Annotated in this window: 15 protein-coding genes; 6 read left to right on the top strand and 9 right to left on the bottom strand. The window is 49.0% G+C overall.

The features are described 5' to 3' along the window. Positions 1–97: 97 nt before the first annotated feature. Complete coding sequence (locus AC1S52_RS19660; protein WP_482030742.1) at positions 98–1,276, bottom strand: esterase-like activity of phytase family protein; 1,179 nt, start codon at positions 1,274–1,276, stop codon at positions 98–100. A gap of 1,098 nt (positions 1,277–2,374) precedes the next feature. Here AC1S52_RS19660 and AC1S52_RS19655 point away from each other — a divergent pair. The 6 genes from AC1S52_RS19655 (at position 2,375) to AC1S52_RS19630 (ending at position 12,497) form a co-directional block, all read left to right on the top strand. Then, positions 2,375–3,499 (top strand): response regulator, encoded by a 1,125-nt coding sequence (locus AC1S52_RS19655; RefSeq protein WP_482030741.1) that lies wholly within the window; start codon positions 2,375–2,377, stop codon positions 3,497–3,499. Positions 3,500–3,530: 31 nt separating this feature from the next. Further along, positions 3,531–3,908: a response regulator transcription factor gene (locus AC1S52_RS19650; protein WP_482030740.1), complete on the top strand. Its 378-nt coding sequence runs from the start codon at positions 3,531–3,533 to the stop codon at positions 3,906–3,908. Positions 3,909–3,911: 3 nt separating this feature from the next. Further along, positions 3,912–4,412 (top strand): chemotaxis protein CheW, encoded by a 501-nt coding sequence (locus AC1S52_RS19645; RefSeq protein WP_482030739.1) that lies wholly within the window; start codon positions 3,912–3,914, stop codon positions 4,410–4,412. 272 nt (positions 4,413–4,684) lie between these two features. Continuing rightward, complete coding sequence (locus tag AC1S52_RS19640) at positions 4,685–8,170, top strand: GAF domain-containing protein (RefSeq protein ID WP_482030738.1); 3,486 nt, start codon at positions 4,685–4,687, stop codon at positions 8,168–8,170. Positions 8,171–8,452: 282 nt separating this feature from the next. Next, complete coding sequence (locus AC1S52_RS19635; RefSeq protein WP_482030737.1) at positions 8,453–11,476, top strand: hybrid sensor histidine kinase/response regulator; 3,024 nt, start codon at positions 8,453–8,455, stop codon at positions 11,474–11,476. Positions 11,477–11,585: 109 nt separating this feature from the next. Beyond that, positions 11,586–12,497 (top strand): transposase, encoded by a 912-nt coding sequence (locus AC1S52_RS19630; protein ID WP_482030736.1) that lies wholly within the window; start codon positions 11,586–11,588, stop codon positions 12,495–12,497. Between the two features lie 484 nt (positions 12,498–12,981). Here the strand turns inward: AC1S52_RS19630 and AC1S52_RS19625 are convergent, their stop codons facing one another. From AC1S52_RS19625 to AC1S52_RS19590, 8 genes are all read right to left on the bottom strand, one after another. Beyond that, positions 12,982–13,401, bottom strand: a complete 420-nt coding sequence (locus tag AC1S52_RS19625) for a type II toxin-antitoxin system VapC family toxin (protein ID WP_482030735.1) — start codon at positions 13,399–13,401, stop codon at positions 12,982–12,984. 127 nt (positions 13,402–13,528) lie between these two features. Further along, positions 13,529–14,332, bottom strand: coding sequence for a hypothetical protein (locus tag AC1S52_RS19620; RefSeq protein ID WP_482030734.1), 804 nt, complete (start codon positions 14,330–14,332; stop codon positions 13,529–13,531). 689 nt (positions 14,333–15,021) lie between these two features. Next, entirely contained in the window at positions 15,022–15,378 is a 357-nt protein-coding gene (locus tag AC1S52_RS19615) for a carbon dioxide-concentrating mechanism protein CcmK (RefSeq protein WP_482030733.1), read from the bottom strand. Positions 15,379–15,450: 72 nt separating this feature from the next. Then, complete coding sequence (locus AC1S52_RS19610) at positions 15,451–15,762, bottom strand: carbon dioxide-concentrating mechanism protein CcmK (protein WP_482030732.1); 312 nt, start codon at positions 15,760–15,762, stop codon at positions 15,451–15,453. Between the two features lie 279 nt (positions 15,763–16,041). Continuing rightward, positions 16,042–16,431, bottom strand: a complete 390-nt coding sequence (gene hpxZ, locus AC1S52_RS19605; protein WP_482030731.1) for an oxalurate catabolism protein HpxZ — start codon at positions 16,429–16,431, stop codon at positions 16,042–16,044. A gap of 44 nt (positions 16,432–16,475) precedes the next feature. After that, positions 16,476–17,372, bottom strand: coding sequence for an alpha/beta fold hydrolase (locus AC1S52_RS19600; protein WP_482030730.1), 897 nt, complete (start codon positions 17,370–17,372; stop codon positions 16,476–16,478). A 361-nt stretch (positions 17,373–17,733) separates the two neighbouring features. Then, complete coding sequence (locus AC1S52_RS19595; protein WP_482030729.1) at positions 17,734–19,278, bottom strand: pentapeptide repeat-containing protein; 1,545 nt, start codon at positions 19,276–19,278, stop codon at positions 17,734–17,736. 317 nt (positions 19,279–19,595) lie between these two features. Continuing rightward, on the bottom strand, positions 19,596–22,469 hold the full coding sequence (locus AC1S52_RS19590; RefSeq protein WP_482030728.1) for a tetratricopeptide repeat protein: 2,874 nt from the start codon (positions 22,467–22,469) through the stop codon (positions 19,596–19,598). Positions 22,470–22,991 lie beyond the last annotated feature (522 nt).

The following is a 22,991-nucleotide window of genomic DNA, read 5'->3' as shown; positions in this document are numbered from 1 at the left end:
GATAAAACGCTTTCAAGAATATTGAGATTATTGTAAAGGCTGGAGGGGACTAGCTATCGGTTACGGGGTACCAACCCTATATCCTCCCACCCCGTCCTCAGCCAAGACCTTTGATACGGAATAGCAACAGTTGGGTCACTTGTTGCGGATTGAAATTGTCATCGCTGATCAGAATTAAACTCTGACTGCCATCGGCTAGGCGGGGTCCCAACGCCATGCCTTCCAAGTTGTCGAGCTTGATTCCCAGTTGCGTCAGGTCAAGAACAAGTTTTTTGTAGATGGGCTGAACGCCGGTGGGGTTTCCCTGGAAGCTCGCGATCGCCGCAGTATCCGTTGCCCCACCCATTGCCAGTTGAAACAGCTTAACTGCCACCCCATTGATCCCAAAAGATCGCTCCAGGCTGAGGAAGTGCCCCCCCTGATCGATGGCAAGTAGCTCGGTTAAGCCGTGATACCTGGCTCCTTCTGGGGGAGCATCCATTGCATAGAGGTGTTCGGATAGGAGAACTGCTCTGTCTTCCTCCACCAGGTAATGCAACATCCGGTTTTTGCTGGCACCCTGCTCAGTTTCGCCCAGGTCATTATCCTGGATCAGGGCAGATTCCGTCGCTGTGAATAGACGGTAGGGTTCCAGGGTTGTCTTGCCGTATCCCCCAGGACTGACCGTAAGGGATTCAAACCCCAGGTTGTTACGCACGCCCTGAATTTGGCGTTCCTCTTCAAAAACGGGATTATAGCGCTGAGGAACGGGCAAATTGCGTTTCATCTTTCCGGTTTGCAGGTCAAACTCCCGCACAAACGGGGGAATGCGCTGGGGAGCGATCCCTTCACTGGAGATGAAAACGCTGCCAGATGGGGTCAAAGCAATGCCCTCTGGATCAACGGTTCCCTTGGCAAAAGGGTTGCCGTCTTCATCTGCAAGGAAGGTCACGTTTTCAATCTCAACCTGGCTGATTTTAGGTGCTTCTGGAGTGGCAGAGTCAAGGCTGACTTTAAGGGTATAGAAGCGGGCAGGCGCAAACTCGCTGCGATCGTCTGAAATGGCATAGAAGCGATCGCCCTGCCGATCATAGGTGATTCCTGACAGTCCGCCGACCGGGGTATTTTCAAACTTGGTTTTGGGTAACTGGTACTCATCCAGAAAATCCAGGGACAGATTGAGAAATAATCGGTCCTCGGCACGAACCTGGGGCAAGTCACAGCCTGTTAACAACGCGGACAGGGCGATTAGACTAGCTAAAAGCCAGACAGGGAGTTGAAATTTGAGATCGCTCACGGATGACTTCTCGGTATCAGTGGGTTTACCACCACAATAGCGGAAGAGGGGGCAGGGAGCAGATGCCAGGTGTTAGGTGCCAGGGGTTAGAAGTTAAACATGATTGGCTGAACAAGCATTAGTAACCGTAAGTCCATTTACAGGGGTTTTCAGACGAGTGCCCCACAGGCGATGCCTTTAAATGAATGCGAAACAATGGATCGGTGTGACCTACACAGATGAAAATGACTGTAAGTAAAATTAAGCACAAGCTAATCCCGTAGTAATACTTCCACGCACTAGCATAAAAATGTTAAGTAAAAATACTTATCAAATAGATCTCATTATTTCAGAATCATGCATTTCTGAATACTGATAACAATTCAAATAGAGGTGAGAACGCTAAAAACCCTGCCTCCAAAGCATTCTAGCTTGTATATTTCTGAGCGGTCATGCATTTAGTATTTAGAAAGAAATAAGAGAATTTTCTTTTTCTTTATATCAGTTAGGTACTCTTCATGAATTCTTTACTTATTCACTGGTTAGGACTGATACTATTCTTTACAGGGTACAAATTTCGTTACAGTATAAACAGGGCTTGACATGATGCGTCAAGGGTCTGGCAACGGAATTGCCAATCATTCAGTCGCCAGTGACCTGGTTGCCAGTCATTACAGTTGCACTACCGGTTAAATTTTTTGTTAGCGTTCTGGCTTTCTTGACGAAGATGATCTTCCATCTTGTCAATCCGAATTGATTTCGTGATGTTCATTTTTCAACGGCTTCTACCTCTCAACTTTGTTGTTACTTAAGAGTCCCTCTTAAAATTCAATTATCGCGATAAGTTTATTTGCGATCGCAGCTATCCCTGACCAGGTTGTGGTGATTGGGACTGCGTACAACAGGGTGTCTCAGGCAGTCTGTTGGCAAACTTTTAGGATTGCTATAGAAACAGTCATCAGTTGTAGAGTTACCAGGTTGATTGGCAACTCATCCATCGACTGATCGATGCTGCTGACAAAAGCTTCTACCGTGGAGTACCAGTCTTTTTAAAGGTTGGTGCAATTTCTTGTGGTGCTCACCCCGACCCTTTTTATTTCCCTGCTGGAGAAGACCTACATGAGCCCCATATCTATGGTTAGCTACGGACCCTCCCAAAAACTCTATCCCCTTAATTTACTGACACAATTGACCAGTGACTTTACCAGTGGTTGCTTGTATGTATCCGACGGATTAATTTCCTGGCTGATTTACCTTGACCAGGGCAGACTGGCTTTTGCCACCAGTTCTGTAAAACCGTTTGAGCGGCTTGATCGCCATTTGCGCCAGATGGCTCGCCAGGTGCCCACGTTGACCAGTTCTGTCCGTGTTCAGGTGCGCTTGTTATTTGAAGCGGTTGCAGACAGCCGTTCTTCAGGCGTAAGTGCGGACTATCGAGCAATTCGCTGGTTAGTTGAGCAGCACTATTTGAATGTGGCTGAGGCAACCACTCTGATCGAGGCGATCGCACAGGAAGTGATGAAGTCTTTTCTGACCGTGACAGAAGGAACTCATGATTTGATTGAAAAAGAAAATCTAAATGATTATCCCAACCTGTGCCAAATTGACCTGTATTCAATCATTGGTCCTTATCAGGAGCAGTTGAAGCAACAGCAATCCGATGCCAAATCCTTCGTGCGATCGCCGGAGAAACTAAATCCATTTAAGTGGAAAAATGACGCGGCATCCTATGAGGCAGAGGCATTACAGGAATCAACTTCATTCTCTACGAAACTAACAGAGGAACTGACTGAGAAACCAGGTGAGGAAGCAAATTCTACCTGGTCATCGCAATCAGACTACACCATTGTGAGAGATCGTCCAGAATCACTTCCTAAAGGTCATTATGTGATCGCTTGTATTGATGATAGCCCTGCCATTCTAAAAGCAATTAAGTCTTTTTTAGATGATGCCAGCTTCACTGTGATTATGATTAATGATCCAATCAAGGCATTAATGCAGGTTATTCGTAGCAAACCCGATGTCATTTTATTGGATGTGGGAATGCCTAACCTGGATGGCTACGAGCTGTGTTCGCTCCTGCGAAGACATGCCAGCTTCAAACATACACCCATCATTATGGTGACAGGCAATACTGGTTTCATTGATCGAGCAAAAGCAAAACTGGTTGGGGCTTCGGGATATTTAACCAAGCCATTTACCCAGCCAGAACTGTTGAAGATGGTATTTAAGCACTTATCGTAATCAGGCTTGCAACCTTTTGAGGACAACCCGAATGAGCATAACTTTGATGGGCACAATTTTGATTGTTGAGGATACTCCCTCTGAAATGGAGTTAATCAGTTATTACTTACGAGAAAGTGGCTACAGTGTCGTTGGCGCAGTGAGTGCAAAGGAAGCTTTGAGTCGGGCAGTAGACCTAAAACCAGAGGTGATTATTACCGATGTGGTCATGCCTGGAATGAGTGGGTTTGAACTATGCCGCAGTTTGAAAAAACATCCTGCTACGGAAAACGTACCCGTCATTATCTGCACCTCTAAAAGTCAGGAAATCGATCGCCTCTGGGGTATGAAACAGGGTGCCAGTGCCTATCTGACTAAACCTTTTACCTGTGAACAACTGATTCGGGCTGTCAAATCAGTCGCTGCTTAACCTATGAATATTTCAACCCTGGTTCCCCACACCCTTCGTTCCCAAAAGGTGCTGGGGGATGCCTACCTCAAGATTCAACTTGAGCCAACCGTTCATGCGGTTTTGCTGATGAAACAGGTGCAGGAGGTACTGGTTGTCCCAGCAGCGCGCCTGACCCCGATGCCCAATATGCCTGCTTCCGTTTTGGGATTGGTGAATCGCCGCAGTCGAGTTCTCTGGGTGGTTGACCTGGCGCAGATGTTGGGCATGGGCTACCTGGATGCCAATCTGCCGCAACACACGATCGCGATCGTCCGGGTTGGGCAAGTTCCGCTAGGGATTGCCATACAGCAAGTGGAAGGCATGTGCTGGCTTGCCCCTGAAGCGATTCAACCCCCTCCCAGCCATCTGTCATCAGCCGTCATGCCTTACCTGCTTGGCTGTGTCTTGCAAGACCAGCAAATATTGCTAGTCCTGGGTGCTGAGAGTATTGTGCGATCGCCAGTGTTGAAAGTTGAAAGTTAAGAGTTGAAAGTTGAAAGTTAAGAGTTGAAAGTTGAGCGTTGAGAGCCACAAATTGTAGGGTGGATGCTGCCCACAAACCTCGATGCTGAGATGGTTTGAAGAATAGTGGGCAGTGCCCACCCTATTAAAAATTGCTACTGACAATTGCTTCATTTTTGAAAGTTGAAAGTTAGAAATTCCATTTTTTCATTCTTTACTCTCACCTCTCAATTCTCAACTCTTCCCGCCTTCATCCTTCCCCTATCCCCCTTACCCTTGAGAATTTTCCTGCTATGGTCAATCGAACGAATGCGGACTCTGATACGTTCCAGTTTCAGCCAATTCAGCCAACCTGGGATACGCCATCTTCCCGCTCCTCAAATTCTGAGCCACAGACTCAGTTGCCCATTCCGCCCAATTCCAGGCAAAAGTCGTCGGTGGTGCAAAAATTTTGTGATTTACCGATTCAGCGCAAACAATTCATTGCCCTGCTGATCTGCCAACTGCTGCCTATTCTGGGCTTGAGTGTGGGTACAGCATTAATGTTGAGCAACCGCTCGACAACCCAGTCGCTAGAGCAAGCAAAATCAGAGATCACAATTGCGGAAGCGAACTACAAGCTGAAAATCGATCAATTGGGGTTAAACGCCCGTAAACAGGCAGAGAATACCCTTTTGATCAACGCCACAAAAGCTCAGATGAATGGAGAAGATCTAAGTGCAGAGCTACAGGAGCAGGTGCGGCAAATCCTGAGAAAGGAGAGCCAGACTCACCAGTTGGGATATGCAACCCTGGTTGGAAAAGACTTACGAATTATTGGAAATGCCAACGCCAATCGGCGGGGAGAAACGTTTGACCCGAATAGACTCGTCAGTGAGGCGATAAAAAATGGTCAGCAAATTAAAGCCAGCGCGATCGCTCCCTGGAATGAACTGGTAAAGGAATCCATATCCCTCCCAACTGGTTTTGCTAATCAGGATGCACTGATTCGCTATGTGATTACCCCAGTCAAAGATCCAAATACACAGGAAGTCATTGGTTCGCTGGTGTTTGGCACTCTTGTAAACAACAATCTGACTGTTTTAGAAAGCACAGCCAACACCCTGGGCAAGGGCTACAACGGGATTTATTTCCGTCAACCGAATGGACAGTTTAGACTGGCAACGGCACTCAACAAAGACAATGCCAGCCGAGAACCAACGCAACCCAATCTCTCCATTGCTGACCCATCCCTGCTGACGGCCGCCGCCGCCGCACCCAAAGGAGAAACGGTGACTGGGCACGTCACAATTGATGGAGCCTCCTATACGGTGTCTGCCAAAGCCATGCCCAATAAGGTGGTTGAAACCGCTAATGGTGCGTTCCCCGCCTATAGCAATCAGCCTGCGGCAATCCTGGTCAGGGGCATCCCCGACGCGGATTTATATAGCTTACTCCGTGCCAGCTTACTGCAACAGGGAACCGTTCTGTTCCTGGGAATTTTCATGGTTCTGCTCTGTGCCGCGATTCTGAAACGGACAGTGGCTCGACCCATCCAGGATCTGGAGCAGGCAACCCTGGCATTTGCCCAGGGCGATCGCACTGCCAGAGCCAAGGTGTTGTTCAGAGATGAAGTTGGACACCTGGCAACCCTGTTTAACCATCTGGCAGCAGGTATCATTGGCTCAGAACAGACCTTGAACCAGGAAACTGAACGGCAGCAGCGGCGAGAGCAGGAATTTCGAGTACTGAGTGATGTGGTTGCCAACTTGCGGCGATCGCTCAAAGTTGAAGACATCACCCGCAATAGTGTCAAAGAAATTCGTGAGTTCTTGCAGGTCGATCGGGTTCTTATTTACCGCTTTAGCGATGACTACAAAAGTGGAGTTGTGATTGCTGAATCCGTGGTACCCAGTTGGAGTAAAGCCCTGGGGCAGACTATTCATGATCCGATGGTAGATGGGGCGATCGAACGATTTGAAAGTGGCAGAGTTGCTTTTATCACTAATCTGGATGAAGCCAAACTATCCCACTGTCACTGCGAAATCCTCAAAAGATTAGACGTTAAAGCCAACATCATTGCACCAATTAAAGATAACAACCGGCTACTGGGATTGTTGTGCGCTCACCAATGCTCAGGTCCGCGGGAATGGCAACCCTCTGAAGTAGACTTCATGGGACAACTTGCCACCCAGATTGGCTATGCCCTTGATCAAGCATATCTCCTGGAACGGCAAGAAGAGGCTGCCCGATATACCCAACAGCTTTATGAAATTACCCTGCACATGCAAGAGTCATTCAACCGTCAAACCATTTTCAATCGACTCGTGCGCGATACCCATAAGGCACTGGCGGTAGACCGGGCAGTCGTCTATCTGTTTGATGAGCAGTGGAAAGGCACCTTTGTCGCCGAATCAGTCAGTCCAAAGTACCCCGCTGCCCTTGGCTCCAGTATTTATGACCCCTGTTTTGCCGAGAACTATGTTGAGAAATATCGCCAGGGGCGGGTACAGGCAACTCCCAATATCCTGGAAGCGGGACTGACCTCCTGCCACCTGGAACAGTTAGAACCCTATGAAGTCAAAGCCAATTTGGTGGCACCCATTCTCGTCAACACCAAACTCCTGGGGCTGTTGATTGTGCATCAGTGTTCCCGTCCGCGCGCATGGGCGACTGTCGAAGTAGACTTCTTCCGCCAGGTTGCCATTCAGCTTGGGTTGACCCTGGACCGGGCAGCCCTGTTTGAGCAGAGAGAGCAATCCCGGTTAGAGGCAGAACAAATTTCCCAGGAGCAGCGCCACCAACAAGAAGCCTTACAGCGTCAATTGATCACCCTGCTGGGAGACGTGGAAGGCGCTGCAATGGGCGATCTGACCGTTCGAGCCGATGTCACGGCAGGCGACATCGGCACCGTTGCCGACTTCTTCAACTCGATTGTAGAAAGCCTGCGCCAGATTGTTACCCAGGTCAAACAATCTGCCCTGCATGTCAACACAGCTCTCGGTGAAAATGAAGGTGCCATTCGAGGACTGGCAGAAGAGGCACTGAGACAGGCTCAGGAAACAACCTTAACCCTGGACTCTGTTGAGCAAATGACCCATTCAATTCGGGCAGTTGCCGACAATGCCCGTCAGGCAGCTACCGTAGCCCGCACTGCATCCAGCACGGCTGAGGCAGGCGGAACGGCAATGGATCTGACGGTACAAAACATTCTGGCACTGCGTGACACGATTGGTGAAACCGCCAAAAAAGTGAAACGGCTGGGTGAATCCTCTCAGCAAATTTCTAAGGTGGTGTCGCTGATCAATCAAATTGCTCTGCAAACTAACTTGTTGGCAATTAACGCCGGAATTGAAGCCGCCCGCGCCGGAGAAGAAGGACAGGGCTTTGCCGTCGTTGCCGAAGAAGTGGGTGAACTCGCTGCCCGTTCCGCTGCTGCCACCCGCGAGATTGAACAGATTGTGGAAACGATTCAACGGGAAACCAGTGAAGTCGTGGAAGCCATGGAGCAGGGAACAACCCAGGTGGTGGAAGGCACCTATCTGGTTGGCAATGCCAAGCAAAGCCTGGAGCAAATTCTGGTGGTTTCTCGCCAGATTGACTCTCTGGTGCAGTCCATTTCAGAAGCCACCGTATCCCAAGTACAAACCTCTCAAACCATCTCTTCCCTGATGGAAGAAGTCGCTCAAGTCGCAGAACGCACTTCCAAATCCTCCCTGCAAGTGTCTAATTCCCTGCGTCAGACCGTTGCAGTAGCAAAGGAGCTTCAGGATTCGGTTGAGACGTTCAAGGTTGGATAGTTGTTGGTCATTGGTTGTTGGTCATTGGTCATTAGTCATTAGTCATTAGTCATTAGTCATTGGTGATTGGTTGTTGGTCATTGGTGATTGGTTGTTGGTCATTGGTGATTGGTTGTTGGTTGTTGGTCATTGGTTGTTGGTTGTTGGATCACTGGTACTTACAGATGACGAATGACAAAGGACGAATGACCAACAATGAACCATTCCCCATTACCGCTCAACTTTCAACCCTCAACTCTCAACTTTTAACTCCCCCTACCCTTTTACTCCCTACTTACAGTCATGTCATACGACAAGGAACTTGAAATTCGGCGGCAGTTCCTCGATGAAGCGCAGGAATATCTGGATACTCTGGACTCTGCACTATTAGGACTGGCGAATCACCGGGTTGATGCTCAGAAAATTAATGCGGCTTTGAGGGCTGCCCACTCGATTAAAGGGGGGGCAGGCTTGATGGGGTTTGAGGTGTTGAGCCATCTGGCGCATCGCCTGGAAGACTCGTTCAAGGTTTTGAAGGTGCAGAAGTCCTTAGAGGTTGACGCTGACCTGGAAAACTTGCTGCTGGCGGCAGTGGATTGCTTGCGGCAGGTGATTGCAGGCGATCGCCAATCCATCCCAACTGACCCGAAGTGGCTGGAAACAGTCGCCCATCCCATTTTTGAACAACTGCACCAAATTTTGGGTGATCCTCAGGATGAAGATGCCCACTCTATCCTGTCTCCCGAAGAGGGGCAAGATATTATTCCCGTGCTGTTTGAAACAGAGGTGGAGGGTTGCTTGCAGCGGCTAGAGGCGGTGCTGGAAGACCCCAGCCAGCCTTGCTTACGGGAAGAAGTGACGATTCTGGCACAGGAACTGGCAGGGTTAGGAGAAATGCTCCAGCTTGCCCCATTCACCCATCTGTGTGAGTCTGTCACTAACGGGTTGGATACCCTACCTGACCAGGTGGACGCGATCGCCCGATCTGCTCTGCAAGCATGGCGCAAAACCCAGGCTCTAGTTTTAACGGGACAGTTTGACCTGTTACCCACAGAAATTGCGCTGCCCATGATGCCAGACAGTGCGTTAGCAGATAGTACGTTGGCAGATGGTGCCCATGATGCTCTTGCTCTGGACGATCCGATCTTTGCTCAATTCCTAGAAGTATCCGTTGAAGAACCCCTCCCAACCATTTCCACCTCCAAACAACGGGGCGGATCGATCCCAAAAAAATCATCCCCTGCTGCCCGTAAACGCTCCAGGATGCGTGAATCTCAAGTTACAGATTTCAAAATCCTGGATACGGGTACCGATAGCTCCAGTTCCGTTGAGGAAGATCAGGATGCCACCGTTCGGGTCTCCGTGCGCCAACTCAACCAGTTGAATGACCTGTTTGGCGAACTTGCGATCGATCGCAATGGACTTGACCTGTACCTTAAACGTCTACGCAGCCTGACCGTTACCCTGCAACAGCGGCTTAAAATTCTGGAGCAAACCAATACTCAAATGCGCGCAGCCTACGACAAAACACCCGCTCCTTCATTCAAACCCCCAATTCCTCTGTTGATGGGTTCTGCGGTTCATTCACCCTCTGCCTTTTCAGCATTAAGCGCACCGGGCAAAGGAACCGATGAACGGGAAGGCTTCAACCCTATCCACAGTAAATTTGATGCCCTGGAAATGGATCGGTACAGCGATCTGCACCTGCTGTCCCAGGAGGTGATGGAAACCATTGTTCAGATTCAAGAATTAACCAGTGATGTGGAACTGAGCCTGGATGATGCCGAGCAGTCCAGTCGCAGCCTCAGTAAAACTGCCAGACAACTGCAAACCAGTCTGACCCAGATCCGGATGCGTCCCCTTTCAGAGGTGGTAGACCGCTTTCCCCGTGCCCTGCGGGAGATGGCATTACAGTATGGCAAACCGGTACGGCTCAACCTTGTAGGAAGCAGCACTCTCATCGATCGCAACATCCTGGAACAATTGAACGACCCTCTCATGCACCTGCTACGCAATGCTTTTGATCATGGCATTGAAGATCTCGAAACCCGCACAGCACGGGGCAAATCAGAGGAAGGACAGATTGAAATTCGGGCGACCCATCGGGGTAATCGTACCTACATTACGGTGAGTGACGATGGCGGTGGCATTCCCCTCCATAAGGTGCGCGATCGCGCCGAACAGATGGGACTCGACCCCACCCTGCTTGCCAATGCCAGCGATGAAGAACTGCTAACGCTGATCTTTGAACCGGGTTTCAGTACCACTGATCAGGTCACTACCCTGTCTGGGCGGGGCATGGGCATGGACGTAGTGCGAGATAACCTGAGACGCATTCGCGGCGAAATCACCGTCAATACCCAGGCGGGAATCGGTACCACCTTTAACCTGTCTGTCCCCTTCACCCTATCGATTGCACGGGTATTGCTGGTCGAAAGTCATGGCATGTTGTTGGCATTTCCCACGGATGTGGTGGAAGAAATGTTTCTGCTGAACCCGGAAGCAGTGATTAATACTGCTGGCAGCGAAGTTCTTAGCTATCAGGAAACGCTGGTGCAGTTAGTCCGCCTGCCCCAGTGGTTCGTGTTTTATTGCCCCCGCCATCCCCACAACCTGGAAGCCCCCGCGACGATCCATGCGCCAGCAGTATTGATCGTCAATCAGGGTCATCAACCAGTTGCGCTCCAGGTCGATCGCTCCTGGGGAGAGCAGGAAGTCGCTATCCGTCGGGTCGAGGGTGATATTCCCATGCCGCCAGGATTCAACCACTGCATCATCATGGGGGATGGGCGCATAGTGCCCCTGGTCAACGTATCGGAACTCTTACAATGGATTACCCGCTATGAGTCACCAACCAATACTCGACCGTCTCCGTCTGACTCTCCCAGCCTGCCCAGTGCTGAACTGGCCCTACCCCCTGCACTCAATCCCGCACCGGCTCAAAAACCCACCATCCTGATTGTGGATGATTCCATCAACGTTCGTCGCTTCCTGGCATTAACCCTGGAGCGAGCAGGTTATCGTGTGGAGCAAGCCAAAGATGGACAGGATGCCCTGGAAAAACTCCTGGCTGGCTTAGCCGTGCACGCAGTCATTTGCGACATCGAAATGCCCCGCTTGGACGGCTACGGCTTCCTCTCCAAGAGCAAGTCCACTCCCCAACTGGAGCCAATTCCCGTTGCCATGCTCACGTCCCGGAGTGGAGAAAAACACCGCCAGCTTGCCCTCAACCTCGGTGCAGCCGCCTACTTCTCCAAACCATACAATGAACAGGCACTCCTGCGAACGATCTCCCAACTGGTAGCGACTAGCAGGAATCACTATTGAAGCTGTGGACTAATCCAGTGGGTGTCGAGCATGTATTTTTGACGGATTACAATAGACTTGAACGGAAATAAGGTAATCTGAGGGATGAATCTGAATCCCCGCAATACCGATGCTCAACTACCGCAAAGTTGAAGGCAAATCCTCTGTTTTGCAAAGCTTAACGGGACTGAATCAGTCAGAGTTTGAGACGTTACTCAAGAGCTTTGAGGTGGCTTGGCAAGCATACATTGAGCAAGAATATGTTCAAAAACCCCGTGCTCGTCGCTACGGGGGAGGACGGCATGCTGAACTATCCAGCAGTGCGGACAAACTGTTATTCATCCTGGTGTACTTCCGACTGTATCCCACCCAAGTGGTGCAAGGATTTTTGTTTGGACTTGGGCAAACTCAAGCGTGCGAATGGATTCACAAACTGAGTCGAATCCTGAATCAAGCGCTGGGCTATGAGAAGCAGTTACCCGAGCGAAATCCAGCGCGACTAGAAGCTGTTTTGAGCGAGTGTCCGAGTTTAGAGTTTCTGATTGATGGGACCCAGCGCCCCATCAATCGCCCCAAAGACCCTGACCAGCAGGAGAATTATTACAGTGGCAGAAAAAAGCGTCACAGCGTCACAAATAATGTCATCAGTGAACGGAGCGGCAAGGTGGTGTTTTTGAGTGACACCTATTGCGGCAGGGTGCATGACAAAGCGATTTGTGATGGAGAGGAGTACCTGTTTCCAGAAGGCAGTACCTTATGGCAAGATACCGGATTTCAGCGGTTTGCTCCCCCTGGGGTGACGATTCGGCAACCGAAGAAAAAGCCGCGCGACCAATCGCTGAGTGAGGCTGACAAACAACGGAATCGAGAGATTGCCCAAGAACGAGTTGAAATTGAGCATCAGATTAGTGGCATCAAACGTTGCAATATTTTGGTGCATCAGTTTCGCAATCGCACCCCCTATTTTGTCGATGATGTGATGGAAACAGCGTGTGGGTTGCACAACTTCCGACTCACTCATCGCCAACTCAAAGCTGCTTGAACTTGGAATTCCTCAAGGGATTGCTTCGTTTTAGAATGCTTCGCTATTTCCGGTAATGTCTAATGACAAGGTGATTTACGTTTATTAAGTCGCATGGGTATGTGCTGACTCCGGGGCGCTATGTGCGATCGACTTTGCCGTCTCGGAGAGAATCGCCTCGCTGTTACTTCCAAGGTAACGCCATGCAGCAAACTTACGGTAGATTAATCTTCAATACCAACAAATAACTTTGCTGTACCGTCCCCACCGAGAAATGGAGCAGCACAACGGCTCAAATCAGCAGCAGCAAGCAACCCCGAACTCAGCACCAACAATTTTCAGAGGATGTCTGAAAAGGGTTACCTCTAACGGAGAAATCAGGTTTTCAGCACCCACAGCTTAACGAGAAAATCGAGGTTTTAACCGTTTAAATCGACTTCTCAGACATCCTCTCAACTGTCCGCTGCATTTGACTTGTTGTACTGCTAGTAGAAAACCAAAATTCTCATGTCCAATTCTCGATAGATAAACCGGAGATTCGCCCGAAGTCAGCACTGTTTCGAGTCAACAAAACTGCTCGATTTACCAACGCAATTGATGCAATTTTTAAGTCCATTGTGCTAAGCCTAGGATACTCTTTTCTTAGACGCTGAAATACTTGAGAGGCTTGTCCATCAAACTCAAGAATTGGGATTTTACAGTAGTTTATTAATTGTTGCTTGAGTTGTTTGTAAGCTTCAACTTGCTGTTCAACATTCTTGGCTGTGCCTATGTAACTTAGCCACCCGCGCATTTGCTCCTCATAGCTAATAATACTTACTGCTACTTGAGTAGAATTAATGCTTGCTAATCTTTGTTTCAAGCGCTGAGCAGTAGTTCCTCCACGTTCTAAAACACTGAGATGATCAGTATCAAAAATGTACATCCACACATCTGATAACCTTGTGAAATCTGAGCGAAGCGGAATCTTCTAAATATAAAGCTATAAATATTGTCTACAATTAGACAGAATTAAGGTTCCTGAACACAGAGTCGCAAAGTTTTGTCATAGATTACCTTTTCATTACAAACCCAGAAGAGCCGCGAAGCGAATTGCGGTACTTACGCCCTAACCGCATTGCTTCATCATAAACTGAGTTATCAACAAATGTTCCGGAGATTTCTTCCCACCAAGGGTTAGAGGACAAGTGAATTTCTGTTTGACTTTCAAGCTCTGTGTCTTCAGCTTCTAGGGTTAATTCTGTATTCTTAACATGCTCCTCAATCTTCAATACAATAAGACTACTATAAGCTCTAAGTCGAGTGACTAAATTTGATATTTCTCTATTCTCGAAGTACTCTGTTATATCACGGATAGAAACAGAGATAGCATTTCTAGCACCATCATAAATTTGCCCTAGTTCTGAAGTTGAGAAGAAGCCTGTAAAAACGTCAACAATCTCAGAAAGCAAAAGAAAACCTGAAACAATTCTTTCAAGATCTGCTTTGTATTCACTTGTCCTGTCTTCATTGATTAGCGAAAGACTAAGACATAAGTAAGAATACGCTGTAGAGTAATTGGTCATATGATCGATCCATCTGATTAGATCGATTGCTTCAGGAATATTCTTGTAGTGATCACATACCTTGAACCAAGATTGATTCAATCGATCAAAAATACCATATCTTTCTTGATATGTTTTTGAGGCATCCTTAGCGTTTTCTAAAAAAGACTCCGTTTCTTCAATGAGATTCTTAATTAAGGTTTGATCTGAGCTTGCGAGAGTATCGTCAAGGTGTTGCTTTAGATGCTGAATATCTTCTAGAACAACTTGACCGAGAGTACTGTCAACTTTTTTTATCTGAATATGATTCATAACAGATACTCCTAAACCTCGAAGAGAGTTGACGAACTACCCCTTCATTATATGGAATAGAGCAGTACAACTCAGGAGGTCAGTGCAATTTAGCCCATGTAAATCAAATTTTGTAAGGTTGACTCCAAACTTGCTTAGGTTGACGAATAGAGAGAAGTTTACATTTCGCAATTCAGATGCGTTTTTCTGTCCTTACCTACTTATTATTTAATCTCCATTGCACCCCTCTAAATAGCCTAATACTCCTGAGAAGGAGACTTATCCAGCATCTAAGTCTAAATCTAAATATAACCTCTATGGGAGGGATAGCCTGCAAAAGTCAGTATAAGCATCCAAATTGGGATCTGATGATGCACTGCGGCAAACTATCTGCCCCAAATCGGCTAGTTAGACGGCTCAAGTGCAGGACTTAATCAGGAGTGCGATCTCCTGCCTTGTAGTGCGATCGCCCGCCTCGTAGTGACGACAGGAAACCCATATAATCAACCTCGTAGAAGATAGTGATTCAACTGTACAATTTCGCTCTTATCCATTCAACTTGCTGGTTGTTGCAATTCCTATAAATGTTGGGTTTCGCGTACTTAGCCTGACATCTTAACGTCTTAGCATAAAAAAATTGGATGAATTGAACCTGATGCCAATTCATCCAATCCTTAAGTAAATTTTGAAATCAGCAGATTCCGGCAATATCAACTAGACCCGGTCGGCAATTGCCCCAGCATCGGTCGCCCTTCCACCGCCATCCGAAACCGCTCCACCTGCTCGGTATATTCAATCGGCAGCACCGCTTCCACATTCTCATGGGGGTTGGGAATAATCACCCAGGTTTCTACCGTGCCACCATAGGTCTTTTCTGCGGCTTCAATCCCAGCTTCCACCGCCCGCTTGACCTCAGACACATCTCCCCGAATGTTAACCGTAAAGCGGGCACTCCCTGCCCGAATGTAGCCCACCAGGGTAATCCGCCCCGACTTTACCATTGCATCAGACGCTGCCATCATTGCAGGGAATCCCTTTGTTTCGATTGACCCGACCGCTTTCGGCATTGTAAATCTCCTGAATTAAGCAATACAAATTGAAAATCTGTTACCCGTCCGCCACCCTATGCAACCAACCCCCTATACCCGGTACCGCTCCGTTAAGGGAGTAAACTCCAACGGCAACACCGACTCCACATTTTCTGGCGGATTTGGAATGATGTACCAGGAGACGAGCCTTTCCCCAGGAGGTGTCGCATTCGCGGCATCAATTCCTGCCTGCACTGACTGCCTCACCTCGGCTGTAGGTCCACGCACAGCCACCAAAAATTCTGCCCTTTCAGCCAAACCAAAGTAAACGAGCGTCACCCGCCCAGACTTCACCATTGCATCAGCCGCCGCTAGGACAGGGGGGAACCCATCCGTCTGAATCACCCCAACCGCGACTGGCATGTGTTTCTCCTCTGACTAATCGATACTATCGATTTTATTCTATGCCTCTTCCTATACACATGCGCTGAAATCACAACTCATTTCACATGAGAAAATTTTCTTAAACAGATTTGACTTTCTTAACAGGGGGAGGGGGAAGGGGCTGAGAGTTGAAAGTTGGGGAATGGAGTTCTTTGTCATTTGTCATTTGTCCTTTGTAAAGACCAATTACCAATGACCAGTAGCCAATGACCAATAGCCAATGACCCGCGACTAACAACTAACAAGTCTCCTCACTCCTCACCCTTCTGGCAACAACGAAACATGGGCTGAGACGATCTTCCAGCCCTGTGGGAGTTTCCGCCACAACTGGCTTTGTCTACCCAGGCGAGGAATGCCGTTGATGATACGGCAAAACTCAAGGGTGACGGATGCGGTGTCGGTGCCAAAGGTGATGACTTGCAGGTGGGATATTTCCCTTGCCAGGTCTTTAGTTGGGCGATTCTGGCGAAAGGTGCGAATGGCATCGATCCCATAGAGGTTTTCGGTGGCTCCAAAGCGCAGGACATGGGGAGAATCCCAAAACAACTCGTCCAGTACAGCCGTGTCGTTTTCACACAAGGCTTTTTCGTATTTCAGGTAAAGGTTAGTCAGTTCGGTAACGATCGCCGGGTCGTTGAGTTGGGTCATGGGCGGGGTTGGAAGGGGAAAGGTAATGGGAACAGACAGTTCGGTTAGGGGTGGATGAATTCCAGGATGTGTTGGGCGGTCATCTGGGGTTTTTCCAGATGGGGAACGTGTCCGCATTCTGGAATCCAGATGAGCTGGCTGTGGGCGATCGCCGATTGGAATCGCTCTGCATCGGCTGTACCCAGGATTCGATCGGAGTCACCCCAAAGAATTAAAGTCGGAGTTGTAATTTGAGCAATTTTGTCGGTCAGAAAAGTATAACCGCCACTACGAGTAAAAGTAATCATTGCCTGAAGCCATCCTGGTTGAGTCAGGTGCAGACTGGTGCATAGTAGGGCATCGGCTGTGACAAAACGGGAGTCAACATAAGCGTTGAGGCTTACCTGCTTTCGCACAGCGGGACGACGTAGAAACTCTGCTGCCAGGTAGCCAAGGGGCGGCACCATCCATTTCCCCATTGCTGGACCTTTGGCAAATCCAGCACTATCCACCAGCACCAGTTTCTCAACGCTCTTGGGGTAGGAAAGGGCAAAGTCAAGGGCAACAGCACCGCCCATAGAGACTCCAACCAGAACCACAGGCTGCTGGATCAGGGTTTTCCAGAATGAATGCAGGTGGGTCTTGATGGCGGACGGGTCAAACTGAACCCCAAGGGGGCGATCGCTAAAGCCAAAACCGAGCAGATCCACTCCCCAGGTTTCGTTGTGCTGAGCCAGGAGGGGAAATAGGCGGCGAAATTCAAGGATAGAACTATCGAATCCGTGCAGCAGCAGAATGGGAACACCCCCCGTTCCCTGGTGGATGTAGGTGGTTGGAATGGGTTGAGGCGTGAGAGATGTGGACAGTTCTATCTGCTGGATGCTTTTTGCCAGGGCGATCGACGTTGGCTCGATTAGCTGAAGGACCTCAGAGGGTAGAAAACCAGGAAACACTTGATTCATTTAGGCGGGTCTGTTTGGGCAACAAAGTATTGAAATAGGGTGTTCGACAGGGCGTGGCGTGAGATGGTTACCGTTTAGGTGTTGCTGAATTGGTGGATAAATTGGAACGATGTTTCAATTTACCCTACCTTACAATCGTTTCCCCTTCCATCCACCCATTCACTCATCCACACGCTGTTGTGGTTTACTCATCTAAAAATCGCTGTAACCTTCATGGCTGTTCTCTTTTGAGATAAAGCTAGATGCATTCACCACCTGATCCAGCATCAAATTGAGTTCTGGAAATGTAGGTGAAGCTATCTGTTCTCCTTTGCGAAATAAAATTGCGCTGATGCCTTGAAGGGGCAAATGAGCGACTTTCTTACAGAGGCACTCCTGCCAATCGTAAAACCGCCTTGACCCCTTCAGTTAACACCGTTTTGGACACAGAATCCCCCAACGATTGCCCCCACTTCACCATCTTTTGCTGAAACGAGGGGTCTTTCTCTGCCTGTGTTCTCATTTCATTAGCGACGTATCCCTGTGCCTGATCTTTCGTCATACCCTGGGTTTCCAATTGGTCTAGCAAATTCTGGATTTGAACGGCTGCTTGAGCTAAGTCTTGGCTTAAAGCGATGTAATTCCCTTGAATATAGGTTCCTGTGTTGGACTCAACATAATTGCCGCCACCTGTGTTGATCGTTCGATTATCCATTAACCTGTTATCTCCTAATTGAATAAGGATTTGCGGGGGCATTCTTTCAAAAGTTTTCACTTGACCATGTAGTTCTGCTATCTGAAGCTGAAGTTCATAGTTTTGTTCAAGTAGCTGTTGAACTTTATTCCCGCTTGCTCCCTCTGGGTAAATAACCCGAAGCCTTATCAACCCCTCTCCTAAAACCTCATATCCTTGAAGAAAGAGTTCACCACCGTACTCGTCTATAATTTTTGCGTTGACTTCGTTGAAAGTTTCAGCAAAGGCTTTCCAATCCAAACCATTGCGGAAAATGAGGTCAACGGTGTTAAGAGCTTTTTGAAAGAGTTTGCTGAATTCTCCTGGCTCAAAGTTCCGGGCTGGGTCACTGGGACGACGTTCTTGATCGGGGTATTTCTCGTAAAAATAAGCACAATCTACTTGATGCAGTTTCGTTTCATTGTTGTAATTCCAGTCCTCTAAACAAGTACCCGTGAGATTCACACCAGTAAAGTCTGTTGCCAGTGCCTGCACTCTTAGCAAATTGGCTTTGCTAAGGTTAGCCTCACGAAGGTCAGCATAGATAAGGTTAGCACTCGTGAGACTAGCTCCAGAGAGGTCCGCTTGCTTGAGATTAGCTTTAGTCAGGTCAACTCCTAGAAGTTGAGCGCTGAGCATGTTAGCGCTCGTCAAATCAACAGCTAAGAGTTGAGCACCACTCAGGTTAGCTTGTATGAGGTTAGCCATGCTAAGGTTAGCCCCATTGAGGTTGGCATTCATAAGATCAGCATTGCTAAGATTTGCTGACTTGAGATTTGCTGACTTGAGATTTGCCGACTTGAGATTAACTTCGCTTAGATTAGCCCCACTGAGATTAGCCCCGCTGAGATCTGCTGCAAACAGATCAGATCCGCTTAAGTTGGCTTTATTAAGATGAGCACTGAAGATTACAGCCTCAACGAAATTCACCTTTCTCAAGTTAGCCTCAACAAGGCTAGCTTTTCTGAGATCGGCTTCAAAAAGGTCCGCTTGGCTCAAATCAGCCCTGCTAAGATCAGCTTCAATAAGGTCAGCTCTATCAAGATTGGCTTTTCTGAGGTCAGCTTCGACGAGGTCAGCTTTTCTAAGGTAAGCGTCACTGAGATCTACTTCAGCTTCTGGATTGTTTCTACGCCATTCATTCCAGACTTCTACCCCTTGCTTCAGCAGTTCAACCTGTTCCTGATTTGCCATCTTTGTGATTAAAGATTAAAAAATTAATGCAATGTGCGCTTTTTCTCAGATCCCCGGTTTCTGGTGGGATTATTGGGCGAATCGAAGTAAGTTCAATGAGAAGGCGGGGATCTCAGCATCTCATCCACCCATTAGCTAAATGATGAGGATGAAGTGAGGCGTAGACGTAATTTAGACTCCCATCCTTCACCCGGTTATTTAAGTTGTAAAGGATATTTCCTACATACCGCAACTGTAAATTATTCCCCCTTCCCTAGACTGAAGTGAACCCCGTGAAACCTGATACTTCAGCCGCATAAAGCGCGATCGCGCCCCCATCATCTGTCACCTCCTATGGCTACCCGCTCCATTCCCTGGACTGCAATCCGCTGAGTGTGGTGAAACCCCAAAATATTGAATGCGGTTGCGGTTCCAAAAATATTCTCAGGGTTGTGGAGAAAGTTTTTTGGATTATAGAGTGAGGGGCGATGCCAGTAGAGGTCATACCCCAGGGAACTGAGATAGGAAACCAGGGGCTTGGGGGGTTCCCGCTGCCAGCTTTCCAGGTACAAAACCGGCTGATAGCGCTGGATTGTAGCTGCTGCTCCCTGGAATAGCCCCAGGGTTTCCTGAGCTAGACTGACTTTGAGTAAGCGACACTGGGGAAGCTCGAAACTGTCCAGGGTCATCACCTGAACCTGCTCCTGGATCGTCCTGCCCAGATTTTCCAATAAGCCAGCTTCAGCCCCAATCCGATTAGTGAAACCAGGAATTTTGCTTAGCAAAATTTGATAGCCATCCACATTCGTCCTGTGATTCAGTGCCAGGTTGGCGCAGAGAGTTTGGAACCGCAGGCGATGGGGTTCCGTTGCCAATACTCTCCCTGCCTGACCTACCATCTCTGACAATACCAGGGTGTGGGTCCCCACCTGGGCACCCACTTCAACCACCGTATCCCCCTGCCTGACCAGGGATTGGAACACCGAAATTTCCGCCTCCAGCCACTCTCCATAAAGCTCCAGCGACTTGCCGACTTGCGCATCGGTGGGATTGTAGAGCAGCACTCCATGTCGGCATTGTTTTAAAGCATGGGGACAACCGGGTGGCAGTAAATCTCCCCAGTCTGCCTGATCTGCCGATTTAGCCATTGTTTTAGCAAGCGGATTTTTTCCGCTCTCCCCATCCCCCCATCTCCCTGGAACCAAATCCTCCTCTTTCTGACCAACTGCTCGTAACCGATTCAGTACTTGTTGAAACACCTCCGCCCAATCCCCTGCCTGCGTCTGGCGGAACAGGTGCATCGTGGGATACCAGGGGCTATCTTGCCGATCCAGGAGCCAGCGCCAGTCGGCAACAAAGGGCAGCAGCGTCCATACAGGTTTGCCCAGAGCACCTGCCAGGTGTGCAACTGCCGTATCGACACTGATTACCAGGTCAAGTTGGGCGATCGCCGCTGCTGTATCGCCAAAATCATTCATTTGAGGGCACAGGTCTTGAACCGCTGGGTTTGCTTGCAGGATTTCCTGATCTGTCTCTGGTATGTCCTTCTGCAAACTGTAAAGCGCAATACCCGGAACTTCTGCCAATGCCAGGAAATGTGCCAGGGGGCAGGAACGCTTTTTAGCCGTAGCACTGTCTGGATTGGATGCCCAAACAAAACCCACTTTTAGCCTTCTATCCGGTTGGGTGGTATCGCCCCCTGTTTCCTCTGGCAGTCCAGAAACTATCGGAGTAGGCAGTTGAAAATCGGAAGCTGGCGGACTCAGGTAGGGCACATTTGCCGGGATAGTATCAACCGTTGTTCCCAGGATCAGGGGCAAGTCGAGCAGGGGAGCGTGGAAGTTGGTTTCCACATTCACCCGATCGCGATCAATGCACTGATCCACGCCGGGTAGCGTCTCCAGCAGGCGCAGGAGCGGTTTTTGGCAGGCAATGACCACACAGCCACCGCGTTCAACTACTAGCGGTGCATAGCGGGCGAACTGGATGGTGTCACCAAATCCCTGCTCTGCCGTCAGCAGAATGATCTTGCCTGTCAGATCCGAGCCACCCCAGAGGGCATTGGGATAACGCAGGGGGGGACACTGCTTGCTGCGCCAGCGCCAGTGGTACTCATCAAAGCCCCGCTGAAAGTTACCCAGCATCAGCAGAGTGATACCCAGGTTGAGATGGGCGTTGACATGATCAGGTTTGTAGTAGATTGCCTGCTCATAATGGGCGATCGCCTCCTGCAATCTGCCCTGCTCCACCAGGCTGCTCCCAAAGTTATTGTGGGCATCGGCATGGCTGGGCTGAAGCCGAATCGCTTCCTGACAGCAGGCGATCGCTTCCTCTAACTTGCCCTGGTCTTTTAGTGCCGAGCCAAGGTTGTTGTGGGCGTTGGCAGATTGGGGGTCGAGGGCGATCGCCGTTCGGTAATGGGCGATCGCCTGCTCCAGGTTTTTACGTTCCTGGTAAATCGTCCCCAGGTTATCGTAGGCGTTGGCATAGTTTGGATTCAGGGCAATTGCTTGCTGGTATTGCGCCATTGCCTGATCCAGTTTGCCCTGCTTCTGGAAGATGGTGCCCAGGTTGTTATAAGCACTGAAAAATTTCGGTTCCAGGGCGATCGCTTGCTGGCAATGAGCCGTCGCTTCCTCCAACCGATCCAGGTGATACAACACGACTGCCAACCCATTCTGGGCATTGAGATGATCCGGCTTCAGCGCGATCGCCTGTTGATAATAGGTCACAGACTCTTCCAAATTTCCCTGCCGGTAGAGCGCCAATCCCAGGTTGGCATGGGCACTGACATGGTCAGGATTCAGGGCAACCGCTTGCCGGTAATGGGCGATCGACGCCTCTATCTGGTGATTCTGGTAGAGTGCCACTGCCAGGTTGTAATGGGCATCGGCATCATTGGGTAATAGGGATAGTGCCTGTCGGTGATGGGCGATCGCCTCGGACCCTCTGCCCACCCGACACAGCACCGATCCGATGTTACTGTGTGCCTCTGCTGCCTCCGGCTTCAGCGCCAAAATCCGCTCGTAGTAGGCAATGCTTGCCTCCGGTTTACCTAACTGGTCAGTAATCAATGCCAACCAGGACAACACCTGAAGTTGCTGCGGTTGCTGCTCCAGCAGTTTCAGGTAAAGGGCTTCTGCCTCAGTCAATCGTCCTGCCCGATAATGCTCATGGGCAGCCGCCATCCAATCACGATCCTTTCCCAGCATGGCTCTTTTAGCAGGTGTTAGGTGTTAGGTGTCAGGAATGGTAGCAGACATGGGGCAAACTCTACCAGGAAAGTCCCACAAGTATCGGATGTGGGTTTTCCAGATTCGGGAACTCTGGAAGAAGCCGGAGCTTGGCAAAAGTTGTGAGTGATAGGTTACAGCGATTTTTATTTGGTTAAGCCACACGATTCCCTACTCCTTACTCCTTATTCCCTAGTCCCTGTCTTTGCTGTGGTCTACGCATCTGAAAACTTCTGTAATTCATTTATTGCGCGGCTTCTGTCGGTCGAAGCAGTATTTCAAGGTTGTTGTTCAAAGTCAAGCCGAAGTAAGGCTTCCGTGAAAAGATATTAACCAAGTTATTGATTTGTATAGTTGCATTAGGGCACCTCGATTAATTGGTTTTCTAGCAATTTTCAGTCTCATAACAGTCTCATGGTCAATTGCTGGGCTTCGGCCAGCAAAATCTGCGGCGCATAGAGCGTCTAACCTGACTCAATACCCGATTTTGGGCAGATCTAT

The sequence above is a fragment of the Kovacikia sp. CALU 1929 genome (assembly GCF_056784235.1).
Note: the sequence above shows the minus strand (reverse complement) of the source record. Positions and strands in the feature narration are given on the sequence as shown.

What these genes read in the sequence shown, in the direction of transcription:
- AC1S52_RS19650 (WP_482030740.1), top strand. Translation starts at nt 3,531, where the DNA reads ATGAGCATAACTTTGATGGGCACAATTTTGATTGTTGAGGATACTCCC.
- AC1S52_RS19655 (WP_482030741.1), top strand. Translation starts at nt 2,375, where the DNA reads ATGAGCCCCATATCTATGGTTAGCTACGGACCCTCCCAAAAACTCTAT.
- AC1S52_RS19625 (WP_482030735.1), bottom strand. Translation starts at nt 13,401, where the DNA reads ATGTACATTTTTGATACTGATCATCTCAGTGTTTTAGAACGTGGAGGA.
- AC1S52_RS19600 (WP_482030730.1), bottom strand. Translation starts at nt 17,372, where the DNA reads ATGAATCAAGTGTTTCCTGGTTTTCTACCCTCTGAGGTCCTTCAGCTA.
- AC1S52_RS19595 (WP_482030729.1), bottom strand. Translation starts at nt 19,278, where the DNA reads ATGGCAAATCAGGAACAGGTTGAACTGCTGAAGCAAGGGGTAGAAGTC.
- AC1S52_RS19590 (WP_482030728.1), bottom strand. Translation starts at nt 22,469, where the DNA reads ATGCTGGGAAAGGATCGTGATTGGATGGCGGCTGCCCATGAGCATTAT.
- AC1S52_RS19620 (WP_482030734.1), bottom strand. Translation starts at nt 14,332, where the DNA reads ATGAATCATATTCAGATAAAAAAAGTTGACAGTACTCTCGGTCAAGTT.
- hpxZ (WP_482030731.1), bottom strand. Translation starts at nt 16,431, where the DNA reads ATGACCCAACTCAACGACCCGGCGATCGTTACCGAACTGACTAACCTT.
- AC1S52_RS19640 (WP_482030738.1), top strand. Translation starts at nt 4,685, where the DNA reads ATGGTCAATCGAACGAATGCGGACTCTGATACGTTCCAGTTTCAGCCA.
- AC1S52_RS19630 (WP_482030736.1), top strand. Translation starts at nt 11,586, where the DNA reads ATGCTCAACTACCGCAAAGTTGAAGGCAAATCCTCTGTTTTGCAAAGC.
- AC1S52_RS19635 (WP_482030737.1), top strand. Translation starts at nt 8,453, where the DNA reads ATGTCATACGACAAGGAACTTGAAATTCGGCGGCAGTTCCTCGATGAA.
- AC1S52_RS19610 (WP_482030732.1), bottom strand. Translation starts at nt 15,762, where the DNA reads ATGCCAGTCGCGGTTGGGGTGATTCAGACGGATGGGTTCCCCCCTGTC.
- AC1S52_RS19615 (WP_482030733.1), bottom strand. Translation starts at nt 15,378, where the DNA reads ATGCCGAAAGCGGTCGGGTCAATCGAAACAAAGGGATTCCCTGCAATG.
- AC1S52_RS19645 (WP_482030739.1), top strand. Translation starts at nt 3,912, where the DNA reads ATGAATATTTCAACCCTGGTTCCCCACACCCTTCGTTCCCAAAAGGTG.